Annotated in this window: 16 protein-coding genes; 13 read left to right on the top strand and 3 right to left on the bottom strand. The window is 45.9% G+C overall.

What is annotated here, in order from left to right:
- Nucleotides 1-343 precede the first annotated feature (343 nt).
- The 8 genes from NYE25_RS18700 (at nucleotide 344) to NYE25_RS18665 (ending at nucleotide 8,958) form a co-directional block, all read left to right on the top strand.
- Complete coding sequence (locus NYE25_RS18700; RefSeq protein ID WP_341146562.1) at nucleotides 344-2,008, top strand: GspE/PulE family protein; 1,665 nt, start codon at nucleotides 344-346, stop codon at nucleotides 2,006-2,008.
- Nucleotides 2,009-2,051: 43 nt separating this feature from the next.
- On the top strand, nucleotides 2,052-3,101 hold the full coding sequence (locus tag NYE25_RS18695; RefSeq protein ID WP_341146561.1) for a type IV pilus twitching motility protein PilT: 1,050 nt from the start codon (nucleotides 2,052-2,054) through the stop codon (nucleotides 3,099-3,101).
- Complete coding sequence (locus NYE25_RS18690) at nucleotides 3,101-4,306, top strand: type II secretion system F family protein (RefSeq protein WP_076119116.1); 1,206 nt, start codon at nucleotides 3,101-3,103, stop codon at nucleotides 4,304-4,306. Before NYE25_RS18695 ends, NYE25_RS18690 begins: the two co-directional genes overlap by 1 nt.
- Nucleotides 4,307-4,473: 167 nt before the next feature.
- Nucleotides 4,474-4,917 carry a type II secretion system protein gene (locus NYE25_RS18685; protein ID WP_341146560.1) on the top strand — a complete coding sequence of 148 codons (444 nt, stop codon included), beginning with the start codon at nucleotides 4,474-4,476 and terminating at the stop codon, nucleotides 4,915-4,917.
- A 167-nt stretch (nucleotides 4,918-5,084) separates the two neighbouring features.
- Nucleotides 5,085-5,834, top strand: coding sequence for a prepilin peptidase (locus tag NYE25_RS18680; protein ID WP_341146559.1), 750 nt, complete (start codon nucleotides 5,085-5,087; stop codon nucleotides 5,832-5,834).
- A gap of 14 nt (nucleotides 5,835-5,848) precedes the next feature.
- The gene (pilM, locus tag NYE25_RS18675) at nucleotides 5,849-7,474 is read left to right on the top strand and encodes a pilus assembly protein PilM (RefSeq protein ID WP_341146558.1); all 1,626 of its coding nucleotides are present in this window, start codon (nucleotides 5,849-5,851) and stop codon (nucleotides 7,472-7,474) included.
- Nucleotides 7,458-8,063 carry a type 4a pilus biogenesis protein PilO gene (gene pilO, locus NYE25_RS18670; RefSeq protein ID WP_341146557.1) on the top strand — a complete coding sequence of 202 codons (606 nt, stop codon included), beginning with the start codon at nucleotides 7,458-7,460 and terminating at the stop codon, nucleotides 8,061-8,063. The genes pilM and pilO overlap by 17 nt, the downstream gene beginning before the upstream one ends.
- Nucleotides 8,064-8,355: 292 nt before the next feature.
- Entirely contained in the window at nucleotides 8,356-8,958 is a 603-nt protein-coding gene (locus NYE25_RS18665; RefSeq protein WP_076297876.1) for a DL-endopeptidase inhibitor IseA family protein, read from the top strand.
- A 45-nt stretch (nucleotides 8,959-9,003) separates the two neighbouring features.
- Here NYE25_RS18665 and NYE25_RS18660 read toward each other — a convergent pair whose 3' ends face one another.
- Nucleotides 9,004-9,405, bottom strand: coding sequence for a CBS domain-containing protein (locus NYE25_RS18660; RefSeq protein WP_076297875.1), 402 nt, complete (start codon nucleotides 9,403-9,405; stop codon nucleotides 9,004-9,006).
- A 150-nt stretch (nucleotides 9,406-9,555) separates the two neighbouring features.
- Entirely contained in the window at nucleotides 9,556-10,983 is a 1,428-nt protein-coding gene (locus tag NYE25_RS18655; protein WP_341146556.1) for a VanW family protein, read from the bottom strand.
- A gap of 229 nt (nucleotides 10,984-11,212) precedes the next feature.
- Between NYE25_RS18655 and ftsE the strand changes: the two genes are divergently transcribed.
- From ftsE to NYE25_RS18630, 5 genes are all read left to right on the top strand, one after another.
- Nucleotides 11,213-11,899 (top strand): cell division ATP-binding protein FtsE, encoded by a 687-nt coding sequence (ftsE, locus tag NYE25_RS18650; protein ID WP_042192319.1) that lies wholly within the window; start codon nucleotides 11,213-11,215, stop codon nucleotides 11,897-11,899.
- Nucleotides 11,889-12,803: a permease-like cell division protein FtsX gene (gene ftsX / locus NYE25_RS18645; RefSeq protein WP_042192317.1), complete on the top strand. Its 915-nt coding sequence runs from the start codon at nucleotides 11,889-11,891 to the stop codon at nucleotides 12,801-12,803. The genes ftsE and ftsX overlap by 11 nt, the downstream gene beginning before the upstream one ends.
- Nucleotides 12,804-12,833: 30 nt before the next feature.
- Nucleotides 12,834-14,147: a murein hydrolase activator EnvC family protein gene (locus tag NYE25_RS18640; RefSeq protein WP_339243708.1), complete on the top strand. Its 1,314-nt coding sequence runs from the start codon at nucleotides 12,834-12,836 to the stop codon at nucleotides 14,145-14,147.
- Nucleotides 14,148-14,272: 125 nt separating this feature from the next.
- Nucleotides 14,273-15,739 carry a S41 family peptidase gene (locus NYE25_RS18635; protein WP_341146555.1) on the top strand — a complete coding sequence of 489 codons (1,467 nt, stop codon included), beginning with the start codon at nucleotides 14,273-14,275 and terminating at the stop codon, nucleotides 15,737-15,739.
- Between the two features lie 425 nt (nucleotides 15,740-16,164).
- Nucleotides 16,165-17,475: a PDZ domain-containing protein gene (locus tag NYE25_RS18630; RefSeq protein WP_341146554.1), complete on the top strand. Its 1,311-nt coding sequence runs from the start codon at nucleotides 16,165-16,167 to the stop codon at nucleotides 17,473-17,475.
- A gap of 53 nt (nucleotides 17,476-17,528) precedes the next feature.
- Here the strand turns inward: NYE25_RS18630 and NYE25_RS18625 are convergent, their stop codons facing one another.
- On the bottom strand, nucleotides 17,529-18,182 hold the full coding sequence (locus NYE25_RS18625; protein WP_341059335.1) for a response regulator transcription factor: 654 nt from the start codon (nucleotides 18,180-18,182) through the stop codon (nucleotides 17,529-17,531).
- Between the last annotated feature and the right edge of the window lie 54 nt (nucleotides 18,183-18,236).

Below are 18,236 nucleotides of genomic sequence, written 5' to 3'. Positions count from 1 at the left end.
ATATGGTCGCATTAGAGGTCGTATATGCTAGTTTACGACAGCTTTTTCAGTTGATTTCGTTGTAAAATTATCCAATCTATGTTATATACATTCTAGGACATTCAGCATTGATAGACAACATAAATCTATTCAAATATACCTATAAATTTATTACTAAAGTCCCGATTATATTGAAAAATACGCTAGTTTGACAAATTTGATGGATCCGTAATTATGGAAGAAATTATTTTCGTATTTTGCAGAAATAGAACTGGTAATTTATCTTCTGTTTATTCCTAGTATTATCCATTATCGAGGTCGACATAAAGGTATAACCAATAACGGCATATGGAGCTGAACGGACATGGCCATCGCCAAAAAGAGACTTGGAGATTTGCTGGTAGAAAATAATATTATTTCTCAGGAACAGCTGCTTGAAGCACTTGCGGAACAGCGTAAAAGCAAGCGTAAGCTTGGCGATCTGCTAATCTCTCAAGGCTATATCACGGAGCAGCAGCTGATTGAAGTGCTTGAATTCCAGCTGGGTATTCCGCATGTCAGTTTATTTAAATACCAGATTGATCCTGCGATCACACAGATTATTCCTGAAAGTATGGCTAAGCGTTATCAGGTACTTCCCTTCTTAAAAGAAGGCGGTAAGCTGATGGTTGCGATGGCCGATCCGCTAGATTATTTTGCGATAGAAGATTTGCGAATGAGTACAGGGTTCCGGATCGAACCCGCTATTTCCACTAGGGATGAGCTACAGCGGGCGATTGCGCGTCATTATGGCATGCGTGATTCTATGAATCAGATGCTAGTAGAGCTCCCGACACAGGAAGAAATAGAAGAAACGGAGATTACAGACGAGGACTCTCCAATTGTCCGTTTGGTCAACCAGATGATTCAGCAGGCTGTTGCTCTGCGGGCGTCTGATATACATATGGATCCAGGTGAGAATAATCTAACGATCCGCTACCGCATTGATGGAACTTTACGGACAGAGCGCATTATTCCTAAGCAAATGCAGGGCTTTATCACCGCTCGTCTGAAAATAATGGCCCGACTGAATATCGCAGAACGACGTTTGCCACAAGACGGCCGAATCAAAATGCAGTTTGATTACAAAATGGTAGATATTCGTGTATCCTCATTGCCGACGATGCACGGAGAGAAGATTGTACTGCGGTTGCTAGATTTAAGCACTGGTGTCAAATCTGTAGATGCTTTGGGATTCAGTGAGGGGAATGCAGAAGCTTTTAAGGAAATGATTGCTCGTCCTTATGGAATTCTGCTAATTACTGGACCTACAGGTAGTGGAAAAACAACGACTTTATATTCAGCGCTGAATCAACTCAATGTAGAAAGTGCAAATATTATTACTGTTGAAGATCCAGTGGAATACCAGCTTGAGGGTGTAAACCAGGTACACGTAAACTCAGCTATTGGTTTAACCTTTGCCGCGGGACTACGTTCGATTCTCCGACAAGATCCGAATATTGTAATGGTCGGTGAGATACGCGATGCAGAAACTGCTGAAATTGCGGTTCGCGCCTCATTAACGGGTCATCTAGTGTTGTCTACTTTACATACAAACGATGCGATTAGCTCCGTCTCTCGACTGCGAGATATGGGAGTAGAGCCTTATTTAATTGCCTCCTCATTAATTGGTGTGGTAGCGCAGCGGCTCGTTCGCAAAATCTGCACCGACTGCAAAGAAACCTACAAACCGTCTGAGCAGGAAGCGATTATGCTACGTAGCTTAGGGTTGCCAGCGGATGAACTACATCGTGGTCGAGGTTGCGGTAGCTGTAGCAGTTCTGGTTATCGTGGCCGAATAGCGATTCATGAGGTACTCAGTATTGACGATCATTTGCGGCAGCTTATTACGAACACTGCTTCAGTAGAAGAACTCCGTGCCGCAGGTAAAGCGCGTGGGCTTGTACAACTAATGGATGATGGACTACTCAAGGTTAGTCAGGGAATTACAACGCTTCAAGAGGTCATGCGCGAGACGGTCTCACATTAGGATCTATTAGGTGTATTGCATTTTAATCTAGGAGGAGCAGCGGATGCCAACGTATACGCGGGATATTAGACAGCTTTTGCAGATGGCTTACTCCTCCAAAGCTTCCGACTTACATATCTCTGTAGGCTCGCCTCCGGTGATACGTATGGATGGAACGCTTCACCCACTTGAGGGTGTACCAGTAACAGCTGATGAAGCTGCAGAAATGGCAGAAGCGCTGCTTGGCAGTGAACGAAACGAAGTGTTTCGGAATGCAGGTGAGGTGGATTTCTCTTATCCGCTGGATGGCGGCGTAAGATTTCGGTTGAATGTCTATCGTCAGCGGGGTGAGATTAGTATTGCTGCCCGAGCCATTCCTGCAGAGATTCCGAGTCTAGAACAACTGTCGATGCCTCCGATTTTGTCCATTTTGTCACTTAAACCACAAGGTTTGATATTAGTTACAGGGCCTACGGGCAGCGGTAAATCCTCTACGTTAGCAGCTATGCTGAATTACATTAACAAGACCGAAAGCAAGCATATTGTGACACTTGAAGATCCTATAGAATTTCTGCATAGTCATGGAACCTGTCTGGTAGATCAACGTGAAGTAGGCAGCGACACAGCTAGCTTTGCGAGCGGACTACGTTCTGCATTACGTCAGGATCCGGATGTTATTCTCGTTGGAGAGATGCGGGATTTGGAGACCATTACAGCAGCAGTTACTGCCGCGGAAACAGGTCATCTTGTGATGGCAACCTTACATACAACAGACGCACCACAGACAATTGATCGAATTATTGACGCTTTTCCGGGTCATCAGCAGGGGCAGATCCGTTCACAGCTAGCCTCAGTATTACTGGCAGTTGTCAGTCAGCGCTTGTTTCCAAGAGCTGGAGGACGGGGGCGGATATGTGCAACAGAGATCTTAGTGAATACACCTGCCGTAGCCAATCTCATTCGTACCGAAAAGACACATCAGATTAAAAATGTGATGCAAACCGGACGCTCGCAAGGCATGCATACGTTGGACATGAGTATCCGTGAGTATTTATCACAGGGATTCATTGAACCAGTAGCAGCTAAGGCGTTTATGACGGAGGTGAGTAGCTGATGCCTCTTTTTGAATATCAAGTAAAGACAACCGCAGGCAAGTCCATTAAAGGAAAGCTAACCGCAACAGATAAACCCACGGCAATGGAGGAGTTACGCAAACGGGGCCTTACGGTATTCTCGCTGATCGAACGCAAAACAACGATTCTATCGATGGATATTTATATCGGTAATCCGGTCAAACCGCTTCATTTCATTATTTATTGTAGGCAGTTTGCCACGCTTATGCGTGCTGGAGTGTCGATTGTAGATGCAACGCGTATTTTGGCGGAGCAGACTGAGAGTAAGCCTCTACGCAAAGCGCTAGTAGATGTTAACTCCAGCCTGATGCGTGGGATATCGTTCTCACAAGCCGTTCAGGATCATAAAAAAATCTTCCCGCAGCTATTCGTCAGCATGATCCGTGCCGGTGAGGAATCAGGTGATATTGAGGGGACGCTCGACAGACTGGCGATGTTTTTTGAGAAGCAGCATTCCACGACGGAGAAAATCAAATCTGCGCTCACTTACCCGATTACCGTCGGGGTGATGGCGATTGGAGCGGTTATATACCTCCTCTGGGCGATTGTTCCACAGTTTGTAACGATGTTCGAATCGATGAATGCAGAGCTTCCGGCGATTACAAAGATGGTATTGGCACTTAGTAAAAGTATTCAAGGTCAATGGTATTTCTGGATACTCGGCGTTCTCCTCCTAGTGATAGCTTTTCAGATTACAAAACGAACAGAAAAGGGTGCCTACGCACTTGATTATGCCAAGCTGAAGATTCCAGTGTTCGGTAAATTGAATCAAAAAGGCTCGATTGCTCAGTTTACGCGTACTTTTTCATCTCTATATGCCAGCTCAGTTCCGATCCTGCAATCCTTGGTGATTGTAGAAGAGGTAGCAGGAAATAAGGTCATTGGGGGATTTATCCGTAGTGCCGGAGATTCGTTGCGACAAGGAAACCCACTATCTGAACCGTTGAAAAAAGCCTGGGTCTTCCCGCCGCTAGTTACACAGATGATTGCGATTGGTGAAGAGACGGGGGCACTCGATACGATGTTATCTAAGGTTGCTGACTTCTATGAGATGGACGTAGAAAATACCGTTGATCGTCTGAAGTCACTGCTTGAACCATTACTGATTGCTTTTCTAGCAGGTGTTGTAGGTGTGATTGTGGCCGCCATTATGCTGCCGATGTTCAGTCTGTACGGCAATATGTGAACCTTGTGGTTCCTTGAAGATATTGAGAGGGGTGACGCCCAAGGAATCGGGGCAGGGTCGCTGATCTTTGCTAGCGCTAGACAAGGAAGGACGAGCATTGTAGCGGGATTCACGGAAATAAAAGATATAGGCTGTACCATCACATACCACTTAGAGGGGGAAATAAAATGTTAGCACAAGCCATTAAGAGAAGATTGAGCAAAGAGGAAAATCAAAAGGGGTTTACGCTGATCGAGTTGCTGGCGGTTATCGTTATTTTGGGGATTATTGCGGTTATTGCGATACCTTTGATTGGGAATGTAATTTCTAATGCTAAGGCTGACTCTGATGTTGCGACTGCTCGTCAAGTCTATGATGCGGCGAGATTATATGTTATTGGGGAAAAAGAGGGAGTTTTTGAGACTGCAGGAGGAGTGGATGTTGCGAAAATTATAAGTGAAGGCTATTTAGATAAAATTTATCTTCCTAGTACAAAAGTGGAGATAACTTCCGGGACTGTTAATTTTAATGGTAGTGGTCAATTAGCTGATACTGCTGCTGACGCTAATGATGCCGTTACTTTAAATGCAAGTAAATTTAGCGCTAAAAGTGTATTAACCTCCAAGAAATAGATTCTGAGTTTGCTGAATAGAAAGTTCAATGTTAAAACATATCAAGAGTGAAGCACCTCTCGAAAATTGTTCAAGGTAGAACTACTTGGATATTAAGCAATTATTCAAATTAGGAATCGGACTTCCCGATTCCTTTTTTAAAATCCAGAAGCTAACAGAGGAAATCCATGACGATATTCATCGCAAGTTACATCACATTACTGGGCCTGATTCTAGGCTCCTTCTATAATGTAGTGGCACTACGGGTGCCAGCTAAGGAATCCTTGCTTAATCCACCGTCACATTGCCCGAACTGCAATACGCGGCTAAAGGGGCGGGATTTGTTTCCGGTGATAAGCTACATGCTGTCAGGTGGCAAGTGTCGTTATTGCGGTACAAGGGTGTCGCCTTTATACCCGCTAGGAGAAGCGGCAACTGGTTTGCTTTTTCTATGGGTGTACTTACAATTTGGTCTGACGGGGAAGGGAATCCTCGGGTTCGTGTTTGTGAGTTTAGCGGTTATTGTGACGGTTGCGGATTTGAAGTACATGCTGATTCCGAACAAGGTATTGCTATTCTTTTTGCCGATCCTGCTCATTCTTGTATTGCTCTTTCCAGAGGGGCCGTTATGGCATCACTTGCTGGGAGCTTTACTTGGGGGAGGGGTTCTTATCCCCTTTGTTCTGTTAGGTGGAATGGGAGCTGGAGATGTGAAGTTATTTGCGCTGCTGGGCTTGGTGATTGGATTTCCGAATGTTATTTTGACTTTTCTGATGTCTTGTCTGCTTGGGAGCGTGGTCGGAGGACTGCTAATGCTGCTCGGAATCATCAAACGCAAACAACCGGTTCCCTTTGGTCCGTGGTTAGCAATAGGTGCTTTAATTAGTTACGGATATGGTTCACACATCATTAGCGCGTATCTCTCGCTCATCGGATAGGAGGACATCGACATATGCTTGGATTAGGCCCTAAAGTGGCCGGGCTTTCAATTGAAGCTACCGGAATCCGTTATATTAGTTTTAAGAATAAACAGTCATGGGAAGTCCGCAAAAAACGGTATCTCCCGCTCCTTCCAGGCATGATCATAGAGAATCAAGTTGCGGATAGCGAGGCGCTTTATGACCGGGTCAGGCAGTGGGTGAGGAAGGAAGGGTTAAGGGGCAGCAAGGTTTCCTTGTCGATTCCACCTTCGCAGATCATCATCCGCAAAATGAGTATCCCAAGTACCAACGATAAGCAGGTAGAGCAACTCGTAAAGCTGGAAGTGGAGACGGGACTGCATTTGCCTTTTGAAAATCCTGTTTACGACTATGTGACGCTCGAGGTAGATGAGGAGCATAGCCATTTGCTCGTATTTGCCGCTCCACGGAAATCGATACAGGATTATGTAGAGATTTTGGAGCGTGCGGGTCTGCGAATAAGCAGTGTTGAAATTTCGGCAACCGCCTTGGCGCGAAGTATAGCAACTGGACATGGGGAAAGCTTTGCGGAAACGATGTTGATTAATCTAGAGCCATCCGTCATGGACGTTTATATGTTTAGAGACGGGAATCCGGTATTCATTCGTACGATTAACTTGCTTGATCTGCATAAAGGTAGAAATGTTGCGGCATTGGAATTTATGGCAGACAGTGAAGTTTTGGCAGAAACAGCAGTTGCTGTGGAAGAGCAATTATCACCGGAACAAATGGTGGAGATCACTGCGGAAATTTCGCGGATGCTCAGCTTCTACCAATACAGCTTGCACGATGGCTCGACTCGTATCAAAAACTTAGTTATAACAGGTGTCCCATCCATTCGTAAACAGCTAGATCTAGAGCTTCAGCAGTCGCTGGCAGAACTCGACATTACACCGATAAGCCTAGACCAGATGGGTAAAGATGCTGTATCTGATCTTGAGCTAAATAATTACCGAGTAGCAGCAGGGACAGCTCTAAAAAGCATCATCAGCGTGGACACGATTGACCTACTGCCAAGAGAAGATCGGGAGACGTTATTATTCCCCTATGTGACCATGGGTCTTGTGGCGATCTGGCTAGTGGGAACGATTGGGACGGGGATTTATTTTTCGGCTAATAAGGGTCAAATCTCTAATGGTAAAGAGGAGCTGCAAGGCTTGCAGGATCGCAGTTTAATGCTACAGGTAGAGCTTGGGAAGCTTAAAAACAGTGGACCTGGGCAGTTAGATCGGAAGACGGCAATCGCAGAGATTCAGAACAATAAGGTAATTGCTGTTCCTATTCTAGATGAAGTAGTCGCAGGGCTGCCGCAGGGTGCTTTTATCCGTGACATTAACTACACCTACCGGACATCAATTGACCTGACTGTAAATGTACCTACTATGGTAGATGCCTCTAACTATTTAAGACAGCTGTGTCAGATGTCCTTCACGGTGGATGCTTCTATTTCGAAGCTGACCGAAGGGACTGTGGATCAGAGTGCGGGGCCAACGAATGCAGCCACTTCCTTAAATATGTATACAGCCATTTATAAAGTAAACTTATTAGCAAATAATCAACAGACAAATGGAACGGATGAAAGCCAAGAGGAGGTGAACAGCGATGGAACAGTTCAATAAGTATCGCTCTCCAATCGTACTGGGTGTATTGATTTTGTTCTTGATGCTGTTTGCCTTTTATATGCTGGGTGTTCAACCGACAAATAAAGAAATATCTGCACAGAACGCCGAGATCAGACAGCTGGAAAAAGAAGCAGAGATTCTTCAAACTAAAATTAATGAACTAAAAAGCAGCGCTACTTCTTTAGATTCCGAACAACAGGAACTTCTGGCAGCACTCCCGAAAGGCGATGACAGCGAAGGCTTGATTGATGATCTACGAGCGGTTGGGATGTCCTCACAGGCACGCTTAAAGGATGTCAGCTTTATTTTGGATGAGGCTAATCCGATTCAGCAAATGACTGGTTCGGCTGAAGTGCTGTTCCCGACGGTCAAACAAGTTAAAATGACTGCTGTAGTAGAGGGCACCTACACAAGCATACGGCAGTGGATGGATGAGCTACAAATACTGGCCCGTATTGTGAATGTAGACTCGTTTAATTTCCAGCAATCCTATGAAGAGCGATCTAAGGATAGTCCTGAAAGTATCTTGACGGCTAACGTAGCTTTCACAGCTTATTATGAGGTTGCTACTCCATCTTCGAATTAGATCTCTAACCGTTGTAATAAGACTATTTCACGACTCCACTTTTCCTGTAAATCAGGAGGGTGGATTTTTTTCGTTACTATAAAATATAAATGCGTTTTCATTCCTCTGTTTATTGGGTATTTTAGCTTGCGGGGTGCATAAGCTGGAACAGTGGCTATCGCCTGTATTTTTCAAAATATAAAAAGTATAAGTTTCACGCGTTACATTATCTTTATATTTCTCGCATAAACGCTTACCGTCCTTTAAGGACGCCGAAGGCGTTTTAGCTTGGATAACAAAGGAGGAATTCTGAATGAACAAAAAGTGGATGATTGGTTCGTTGGCCCTTTCCATAGGCCTTATCTCAGCAAGTGGGGGAGCTATGGCAGCTTCGCCGTCAGCAGGAAGTACGGCAATCAAGAAGGTGGCTGTGTCTGCGCCTGGGAAAGAGGGCCCTGCTACCATCAATAATTTGACGGTGAAAAGTATCATACCGCTGGTAGTCCATGCAAGAGCTCTTTATTTCTATAGTAATCGAGGCGGAAACATCTTCCCGATAGAAACCTTCACGTATAAAGCGCAGGAGTACCGTTATCTTTCCAGTGACATTGGCACAAAGACGAAGCTGATGAATTACATAAAAAAAGCCTACACTCACAATGCAGCGGCATATTATGTGCAGACTCAATTTTTGGAGTATAACGGAAGAATGTCGCAGGTTAATGCAGATGTGGGCAATTTATTGATGTATGAAAAAGCCACCGCCCGCATGCTCTCTAAAACTGCGACCACCGCTGAATTTGAACTGACCGTTCCTTATCCAGGTGCGCAGGAAAGCAGTGAGTCAGTGTATGTGAAGCTGAAGAAAGTGGAGGGATACTGGAGAATTGACACGTCACCGGATATTCTTTTCTGAGGAAAGGGGAAGGTATTAGAGGAAGATGATGGTAGGGGCTATGAACTAACTGCGCTTCAGGTCAGAGATATAAACAACACCTGCGAATTTGCCTTTACGGGTAATGATGACACAGTCATTCTTCATAGGATCTGGGCGGCTCATAGCAGTAGCTAATACGGATTCAAGTGGTGTGGAGATATCAAAAATGAGTGGCGTTTTGTTCATGAGCTTCATGGCAGGTTCTTTGTAGAACAGATCTACTCCTGATCTTCCTGTGGCTTTTAAAAAGAAACGGTCGCACATTAACAATCCAAGCGGTTCATTCGTGGCGTTACAGACGACGATGCATTTGGATTCTGGGTGCTGGAACATTACGCGAAGGGCTTCTCTGCAAGTACGTGAGGCAAAAATAGCAGGTGCACTGCGGACAATATTAGAGAGATCATTTACAAGAGCTGTTGACATGGTGTTCATCCTTTCTGATTATAGATCTATTTCTAATGTACCCTCGAATCGTAAATTTTAAAGGCGAGAAAGGTCATCTACAGGTAAAATAGATGAACAAGCAAAAACGGTCAGAACCTCACGAGGTCTGACCGTATTTTTGTAGGTAATCTATTCACTTCGAACGCCATCCTCTACCAACTGCTTTCTAGGTGCTTCTGGAATAACAGATTTGCTTACGCCTCCACGATTGATGGCGATTAACCGTTTTTGTGCGTAATACACGTCACGGGATAATTTCTTTACCTCAGTGGATTTACCGTCAACAATCCGGGTGCTGTAAGTCTCAACAACATATCCGGTTTTCCCATTTTGTATAACGCGTGAGCCTCCACGGGGGAGGGAAGGGTCGTTTACGTACTTGTCGACTGGAGGCAGCACCTCTACGATTTGTGAGTGGACCTTATATGTAACATTTTTCGGAAAAGTACCGAAGAGCTTGATCGATAGTGATCGACCTTGCACAGCAGCTTTAATGACTAGATATTTGCCAGTCGTATTGCGAAAACGGAAGTTGATATAGCCTTCAGCAAAGGTGGCATCCTGGCCTTTGGGTAGATAGTTGACCGGCAAGGAGTGATTGCGGCGCTCCACAATCTCCAGTCCGGTGCGCAAAGCGGCATTGTACAGCGTACTGGAAACTTGGCAGATTCCGCCGCCGACGCCGGCTTGTAGCTTACCGTTCACAATGACTGGTGCTTCGCGGAAGCCGTATTCTATTTTTGCTTTTTCAATAGCTTTGCCATAGTCAAAAACGGCTCCAGGTGGGAGCACGGTTCCGTTCACAGCTTTGGCTGCTGATTCGACGTTGTAGATTCGTCCAGGTCCGCTTGCTCCGAGAGAGGTGCTGAATTGCATGATTTTTCGCTCAATACCTTGCTCCTTTAAAGCGTTTAGAGTGATGTCCGGTTGTAATATGGTTAATGGAACTTCCAAAGTAATTCCCTTCTCTTGCAGCGAGAGTAGTCGACTAAAACGAGTGGGGGCAGCGGCCCATAGTGAGGTCACCATTCCTGTCCAGTCTACCTCAAGGGAAGTCTTCTCGGACGTATACACTACACGATCATCCCCGGTAATTCGCCGCGTAGCATCTACTGGATCACCGAAGGATTCTCTCTCCCAAGCGGGACTTAGGATGGTCTGTAATTGAGCAATATCCAGATGGGCTTCAAGACTCCAATTCTGGGGGAAGTTGTAGCGGGCTTTTACACGATCCCATAGCCTCCCTTCCGTAAGATCTTGTAGACCTTGCTCAAAAGCAGCGGCTTCATAGGTCATTCCAGCTTGTTTAAGCTTGAGGGTAAGCTCAGAATTCCCTTCGACCTGCAACACAAGGGGGATAGATTCAAGGGCCTGTAGCTTTTTCTCCAGTTCGGAACGTACCTCTGGGATATTCAACCCGCCCACCTCCCATCCGGCAAGGGTTGTACCTTTTGGGAGCGTGTTTTTATGGCCATATAGTTGAAGTCCCCCATAGATTAATGAGCCGATAAGAATGAGTGCAATGACTATTATGAGGGTAAGATGGATTTTTTTCATGAATAATCTCCTTCCTGGATGGCTTCTGCAAGCGGCACAGTAGGTGCTTTTTATATGTATATGTACAGACATTACAAAACTTTCGAATAGTGGGGCAGTTACGGGGTACTCAATCGGTTACAGATTTGTTACAATAGATACATTGCGGAAATATTGAAGTTTATGGAAACTTAAGCTGTACCCTGTCGATTAACACAAGTGGAAAATGTCATAATTGGGAAGTGAGAAAATGATTGAAATGCAAGATGTATGGAAGACGTACCCTAACGGAACTCACGCACTGCAAGGAGTTTCAGTAAAAATTGACCGCAATGAATTTGTGTATGTTGTCGGTCCATCCGGCGCGGGTAAATCTACTTTTATGAAATTGATTTATAGAGAAGAAGTGCCAACTAAAGGTCAAATTTCTGTGGGAGGCTTTAACATAGGGAAGCTTAAACAACGTAAAATCCCATATGTGCGCCGTAATATCGGCGTTGTGTTTCAAGACTTTCGGTTATTACCAAGGATGACAGCGTATGAGAATATTGCTTTTGCCATGGAAGTTATTGAAGCACCGAAGAAGGTCATCAAGAAACGTGTGAATGAAGTTCTCGATCTGGTTGGACTCAAAAATAAAGCAAATCGTGAGCCCTCACAGCTCTCAGGTGGAGAACAGCAGCGTATTGCAATTGCTCGGGCTATTGTTAATAACCCATCTGTTATTATTGCGGACGAGCCTACAGGTAACTTGGACCCTGAGACTTCATGGGGCATTATGCAGCTGCTGGATGAAATTAATTTTCGTGGAACAACAATTGTAATGGCTACCCATAATAGAGATATCGTGAATAAAATGCGCAAGCGGGTGCTTGCGATTGAGAACGGAAACATTGTGAGAGACCAGGCGAGAGGGGAATATGGCTATGAGTTTTAAGACCTTCTTGCGACACTTGCGGGAAGGCTTCAAAAGCGTATTCCGTAATGGCTGGATGTCGATTGCTTCGATCACTTCCATCGTCGTCTCTCTTTTTGTCCTAGGTGTATTTATTCTTCTTGTTCTTAATGTGAATGCTGTAGCGGATGAGGCAGACAGTCAGGTACAGATTAATGTTCATTTGGCACTAAATGTAGATCAGAAGTTGCGTGAGACTTTGCAGACTGAAATTGGCAATATGCCGGAGGTCAGCAAGATTACGTTCATCTCCAAGGATCAAGGACTTAAAGATCTCCGTGCAGATATGGGTGAGGACGCGGCTGAGCTTCTGGAAGGGTTCGATGAAGACAATAACCCTCTCCCAGATACGCTTAAGGTAGAAGTTGTCGAACCTACTACAGTATCATTTGTGGCTGAGAAGATTGAAGCACTCAACAAGACACATACTGATCAGCCCATTTACAAAGTGAAATATGGCAAGGGCTCAATAGAAACCTTGTTCAAAATAACACGCGCTGTACGAAACATTGGTTTTATTTTTGTAGCAGGTCTGGGGCTCATGTCTATGTTCCTCATCTCTAATACGATTCGGGTTACGATACTTGCTCGTCGTAAGGAGATTGGCATTATGAAGCTCGTAGGCGCGACAAATTATTTTATTCGCTGGCCTTTCTTTATAGAAGGGGCATTGATCGGTCTGATCGGATCGCTCATTACCTCCGTTGTCTTGTATTTGGGTTACAGCACTTTGGAATCGACCGTACAGGGAGATCCTATGCTCCAATTGCAGCTAATTCCGTTCGATAATATTTGGATGCTGGTCGTCGGTGTACTAGTTGGACTAGGCGTGCTGATCGGCGTCTGGGGAAGTACGGTTTCTATTCGTAGGTTCTTGAAAGTTTAATATTAAAAAGTGAAGGATGGGGAGTGCAAGTTGAAGAAGATTGCTGCCGGACTAGCCGTAATGTTACTAGCTGTCACTATATTCCAGCCCTCTGATGGATATGCCAAAAAAACAAGTGTTGCCGAAATCGATAAGCAGCTAAAGCAGCTGCAAAAAGAGGTGCAGGAAGCTAAGGCGCAGCAGGAGAAAGCGGCGTCCCAAACGCAGGAAGCACAGCATTATAAGAATAAGACGAATCTCAATCTGCAGTATGTCTTACAGCAAGTGGATCAAGTTAAGGGCAAAATGACCGAAATCTCTACCCAAATTTCCGATACAGAACAATCTCTGAATGTTACGGCAACGGAATTGGATAAAGCAGAAGCACGAGTCGCCTCTAGAGAGGAAGTCTTAGGATCCCGTGTTCGATTAATGTATACCGATGGAGCGGTTTCTTACTTGGATGTTTTGCTCTCCTCGACAAGCTTCGCTGATTTTCTAGATCGCGCGGATTCACTTAAGATGATTGTGGATCAGGACCAGGAGCTGTTAGTTCAACATAAGTTGGACAAGCAGACGGTGATAGAGAAGAAACAAGAGCTTGAAGGGCAATATGCCCAAGCCAAGCAGCTGTATACTTCTTTGGAACAACAGAGAAGTCTGCTGAAGGAGAAAGAAGCTGAGAAACAGGAGCTTATCGCATTCTATGATAAGCAAATTCAAGAAAGTGATGATTTAAGTGAAGAGCAGAATGAAAAGCTAGTCAAACTGGCAAGCGAACGCTCTGCGCTGGAAACGCAAAAGGATAAGATTAAGGCGGAGGAAGCTGCTCGCAGAGCAGCAGCGGCTAAGGCGGAAGCGGCTCGTAGAGCTGCGGCGGCTGCCAAGAAGGCTGCAGCTGCAGCTGCAGCTAGTAAGGGAAGCAGTAGTTCTAGCTCTAGCTCTAGTGATACGGGATATTCAGGTGGAGATGGGCCGTTTCTACTTCCTGTAGGATCCGCAAGAATCTCATCCCCTTATGGACCACGGACACATCCAATCACGGGTGAGAAGGGGAAAGTACACACCGGCGTCGATTTTGCGGTTCCACAAGGAACCAATATTCATGCGGCGGATTCCGGAACGGTTATCTTGGCTGAATGGTGGAGCGGTTACGGATATTGTGTAATTATTGATCATGGAGGCGGAGTTTGGACGCTCTACGGACATATACGTAAAGGCGGTCTTAGAGTTAGTGCCGGGGATAAAGTCAATCGCGGAGATGTGGTTGCTGAATCTGGTTCCACAGGTAATTCAACGGGTCCCCACCTTCACTTCGAAGTACGGATTGACGGTAAGATTGTAAATCCTATGCCTTATCTCTAATTTTTAACGAACTTATAACTCATATTATTTGATTGTACGGCATATACTGGAAGAGATACCGTACCTTTCAGGACGGACTTAGGATGTTGTTTACAAGATGGACAAGAAGGGACGGTGGGAACATCATGTTAAAAAAAAGCACCGCGGCGTTTATGATTATCGCCGCCCTGCTATGCGGTAGTTTAGTAACCTTGGGCGTGACGGGTTATACTCATGTCTTTGGACAAGCTGCAGGACAAGGATTAGCCTCTGCGTTGCAGGTTGCAGGTCTACAGCAGAAGGAATCCCAGAAGCTTGGGACTGCGCTCAGTTTGATTGAGAGCAATTACTACGAGACGGTAGATCGGGAGAAGCTGATAGATGGTGCTGTCAACGGTATGATGGAAGCGCTAGGCGATCCCTATTCCAACTATATGGGTAAAGAAACTGCTGAGAAATTTGAAGAGAGCATTGAGGGTTCCTTTTCAGGTATCGGTGCAGAAGTCTCTTCGGATAACGGTAAGGTAGTCGTGGTCTCCCCAATCAAGGGTTCACCTGCTGAAAAAGCAGGAATTCAGGCTAAGGATGTCATTTTGTCCGTTAACGGAGAATCGCTAGAAGGCATGGATCTAAATGCTGCTGTTGCGAAGATACGCGGTCCTAAAGGCAGTAAGGCTACTTTGAAAATACAACGTTCCGGTTCTGTAGAGCCTCTGGAGTTCGCTCTTACTCGGGATGATGTGAAGCTTGAGACGGTATACTCAACTATGGAAAAAGACGGTGTAGGCGTAATCGAGGTCACTCAGTTCTCCCTAAATACTGCAGAACGATTCAAGGAAGAACTTGGGAAGCTAGAGAAGCAAGGCATGAAGGGACTGGTCATTGACGTCCGTAATGATCCAGGTGGTGTCCTTCCGATTGTGATTGAAATGGCTGAAGAGTTCGTTCCAGCTGGCAAAAACATAGTTCAAATTGAGTACAAAGATAAAAAACGCGAAGTTAGTACCTCCAAGGGATCAAGTAAGGCTTATCCAGTGGTAGTGCTAATGAATAAAGGTAGTGCGAGCGCCTCGGAAATATTGGCGGGAGCCTTGCAGCAGTCCGCAGGAGCCAAGCTAATTGGTGATAATTCATTTGGTAAAGGCACGGTGCAGACGAGCTTTGATAAACAGCTTGGAGACGGCAGCTTGCTGAAGGTTACCATTGCGAAATGGCTTACACCGGATGGCACATGGATTCACGGCAAAGGAATTAAACCAGATATTGCGGTAGCGCAGCCGGATTACTTCTCAGTGGCTCCGATTAACAAAAGCGTGACGCTGCAATATAACATGAACAACAGTGATGTGAAGAGTGCACAGACGATGCTGGATGGCTTAGGTTACAAGCCTGGTCGCAAAGATGGCTATTTCGATACTGGCACCAAGAATGCAGTGAAGAAATTCCAGAGTGAAGCGAAACTTCAAGTCACAGGCATGATTGATGCCAAGACTGCGGAGGCGTTGGAGGTGGCACTGATCAAAGTGATCCAAGACCCTGCCAACGACAACCAACGGAATAGAGGGATTGCTGAGATTCAGAAGGAAATTAAGGCGGCAGCGTCGAAAAAGTAAGAAGGCTGAATTCAGCCTTCTTTTTTTCTAGATATATTTAATCTTTCAAGGGTATAGCGCACACGGTGTAGCTCAAAGCTGATGATGGTTGACTAATTAGTAAGGATAACCGCCGAATAAACCTGCAATAATACATTTTTTTTATAGTACGAGAATGGCCGAAACAATAATTCCTGCGAATCTGCAGCAATACTTGCTCAATGAGGAGCTTTTGAGCTATAAGTGAGGTTATTCCTGTACATTTGCAGTATTCGCGCTTAATGAAGAGGATATCTGTTCAAAATGCTGCACTTTTACAGGCTTTCTCTGATCTAGCCAAAGTGAAAGGTATGAATGAATAAGAGGGATGAACAATTTCATTCTGGTATGTGAACAGGGGTTCATGAAAGTTTTTTTGTAGAGTAGGAAGGAGTGTGACGAACAGTTTGAATGTGATTCAGGAATGGTTAGGAAGCTTGGGCACTGCGTTCTTACACTTATTGATCCAGCCATATTACTATATTGCTATTATATTTATTGCGTTGTATTACCGTCGGCAGGTGGCATTAGAGCGTAAGCTAATTCATGTGAAGTTACATAGCTGGGGTCAAGAAACGTGGCGAACGGTGTGGAGCGGGCTGGTAATGGGACTAGTGGTTTCTATTGCAGCCATATTGTTAGGGGTATCCTTATCAGGTACAGCTGTGGCCTGCATTTGGGTAGTTAGTATTCTGTTGTCGCTATTGCGTGTGCGGTATTTGTGCTTCGCTTATTCTATAGGTCTGCTAGGCGTGATTCAATTTGTACTGTCTTTCTTTCCGGATGCCTTACATAGCGGAACGGTCGGGAATATTACGACAGCCATACGGGAGATGGATATTCCCGCTTTGCTAGTTCTAGCTGCGCTATTGCACATGGCAGAGGCACTGCTGGCCCGCTGGCAAGGGGCGAAGCTTGCGACGCCCCTTTTCTTGAAGGGCAAGCGCGGCATGGTTGTCGGCGGCTATCAGCTGCAGGCTTTCTGGCCGCTGCCGTTGTTCCTGCTGATCCCTTCGGGCGCAGGAACGGATCTGCCATGGCAGCCGCTGCTGGGCGGCGGGCTTGGCATTGTCTCTCTGCCCGTCATCATCGGCTTCAGCGAGATGACGCAGGGCATGCTGCCCGGGCGCAAGGCGGCCCGCACTTCAGGACGGCTGCTGATGTACAGCATCGTCCTGCTCGGCTTAAGCCTGCTTGCCGCTTGGTGGAGCCCGCTGACCCTGCTCGCGGCGCTCGCAGCGATGGTGCTGCACGAAGGGTTAAGCTGGTACAGCGCTCTGGAAGAGCGCAGCATCAGCCCCATCTTCGTGCATCCACCGCGCGGCCGCAAGGTGCTGGCCGTGCTGCCGGGCAGTCCCGGACAGGAGCTGGGCATTCTGCCCGGCGAGATTTTACTGAAGGTCAACGGGGTCCTGTTGACCGATGCCGCGCAGCTACATGAGGCGCTGCGCATGAATCCAGCGTTCTGCAAGCTGGAGGTGCAGAACCGTGAAGGGGAGAGCAAATACCTTCAGAGCCCGATCTACGACGGGGACCATCATCAGCTCGGCATCATTCTGGTACCGGAGACAGATGGAGCGGTTACTGCGGAGGCGAAGCCTTCCAGCATCTTCAGCATCATCGCGATGAAGACAGGTACTCGCAGCCGGCATCTTCCGAACGGCCGACTCAAACGGAACAAAGCTACTGAAGCCAAGAAGGAATCAGCGGAAGGATAACTAAAGTCAAGCCCGGACTCTGGAAATAGAGTCCGGGCTTTTTTGTAGAACTTCTATCCACGCCCACCCTTCAAATAGAAAATAGCAATTTGCGTCCGATCTCGCAGCTCTAATTTACTTAGAATATCCGTTATGTAATTTTTGACCGTACCCTCGCTAAGAAACAGCTGTCCGGCGATTTCTTTGTTGGTATGTCCCTGAGCGATGGAGGCGACAACGGCCAATTCCATTTTGGTCAGTCCGAAAGATTCCAGTGGCTGTACCTGTGGAGATTCTGGACGGGCCGCGGGCTGTAGAAAGGTGGCTAGTTTGCGCGCGATATCAGGGTGAATCAGCATGTTGCCTTCATTAACTGTTTTGACACCTTGTATGATACGGTCAGGCGGTATGTTTTTGAGCAAATATCCACTGGCTCCGTTCCGCAGCGCCTCAATGATATACTCATCGTCATCGAAGGTAGTTAGCATCAGTATCGAAACCTGAGGAAAAGCCTGCTTAATTTTTTCTGTCCCTTCAACACCACCGCAGCCTGGCATCCGAATATCCATCAGAATCACATCCGCCATATTTCCCGCTTGGAGCAAATTCAAGGCCTCATTTCCGTCACTGGCAGCTCCGATCACTTCAATATCGGGGTCCATCCCTATCAGTACTTGTAGACTTTGACGAATAAAAGGATCGTCATCTACAATCATCACCTTAATCATTAGCGTAGCTCCTTCTTCATAATATAGATTTCTTTTTTGCTTCAAGTCCTACGT

This window comes from Paenibacillus sp. FSL E2-8871, assembly GCF_038000345.1.
Taxonomy (GTDB): Bacteria; Bacillota; Bacilli; order Paenibacillales; family Paenibacillaceae; genus Paenibacillus_AQ.
Note: the sequence above shows the minus strand (reverse complement) of the source record. Positions and strands in the feature narration are given on the sequence as shown.

Bases quoted from the DNA above. Each gene is read 5' to 3' on its own strand.
- NYE25_RS18700 (WP_341146562.1), top strand. From the start codon at position 344: ATGGCCATCGCCAAAAAGAGACTTGGAGATTTGCTGGTAGAAAATAAT.
- NYE25_RS18695 (WP_341146561.1), top strand. From the start codon at position 2,052: ATGCCAACGTATACGCGGGATATTAGACAGCTTTTGCAGATGGCTTAC.
- NYE25_RS18690 (WP_076119116.1), top strand. From the start codon at position 3,101: ATGCCTCTTTTTGAATATCAAGTAAAGACAACCGCAGGCAAGTCCATT.
- NYE25_RS18685 (WP_341146560.1), top strand. From the start codon at position 4,474: ATGTTAGCACAAGCCATTAAGAGAAGATTGAGCAAAGAGGAAAATCAA.
- NYE25_RS18680 (WP_341146559.1), top strand. From the start codon at position 5,085: ATGACGATATTCATCGCAAGTTACATCACATTACTGGGCCTGATTCTA.
- pilM (WP_341146558.1), top strand. From the start codon at position 5,849: ATGCTTGGATTAGGCCCTAAAGTGGCCGGGCTTTCAATTGAAGCTACC.
- pilO (WP_341146557.1), top strand. From the start codon at position 7,458: ATGGAACAGTTCAATAAGTATCGCTCTCCAATCGTACTGGGTGTATTG.
- NYE25_RS18665 (WP_076297876.1), top strand. From the start codon at position 8,356: ATGAACAAAAAGTGGATGATTGGTTCGTTGGCCCTTTCCATAGGCCTT.
- NYE25_RS18660 (WP_076297875.1), bottom strand. From the start codon at position 9,405: ATGTCAACAGCTCTTGTAAATGATCTCTCTAATATTGTCCGCAGTGCA.
- NYE25_RS18655 (WP_341146556.1), bottom strand. From the start codon at position 10,983: ATGAAAAAAATCCATCTTACCCTCATAATAGTCATTGCACTCATTCTT.
- ftsE (WP_042192319.1), top strand. From the start codon at position 11,213: ATGATTGAAATGCAAGATGTATGGAAGACGTACCCTAACGGAACTCAC.
- ftsX (WP_042192317.1), top strand. From the start codon at position 11,889: ATGAGTTTTAAGACCTTCTTGCGACACTTGCGGGAAGGCTTCAAAAGC.
- NYE25_RS18635 (WP_341146555.1), top strand. From the start codon at position 14,273: ATGTTAAAAAAAAGCACCGCGGCGTTTATGATTATCGCCGCCCTGCTA.
- NYE25_RS18625 (WP_341059335.1), bottom strand. From the start codon at position 18,182: ATGATTAAGGTGATGATTGTAGATGACGATCCTTTTATTCGTCAAAGT.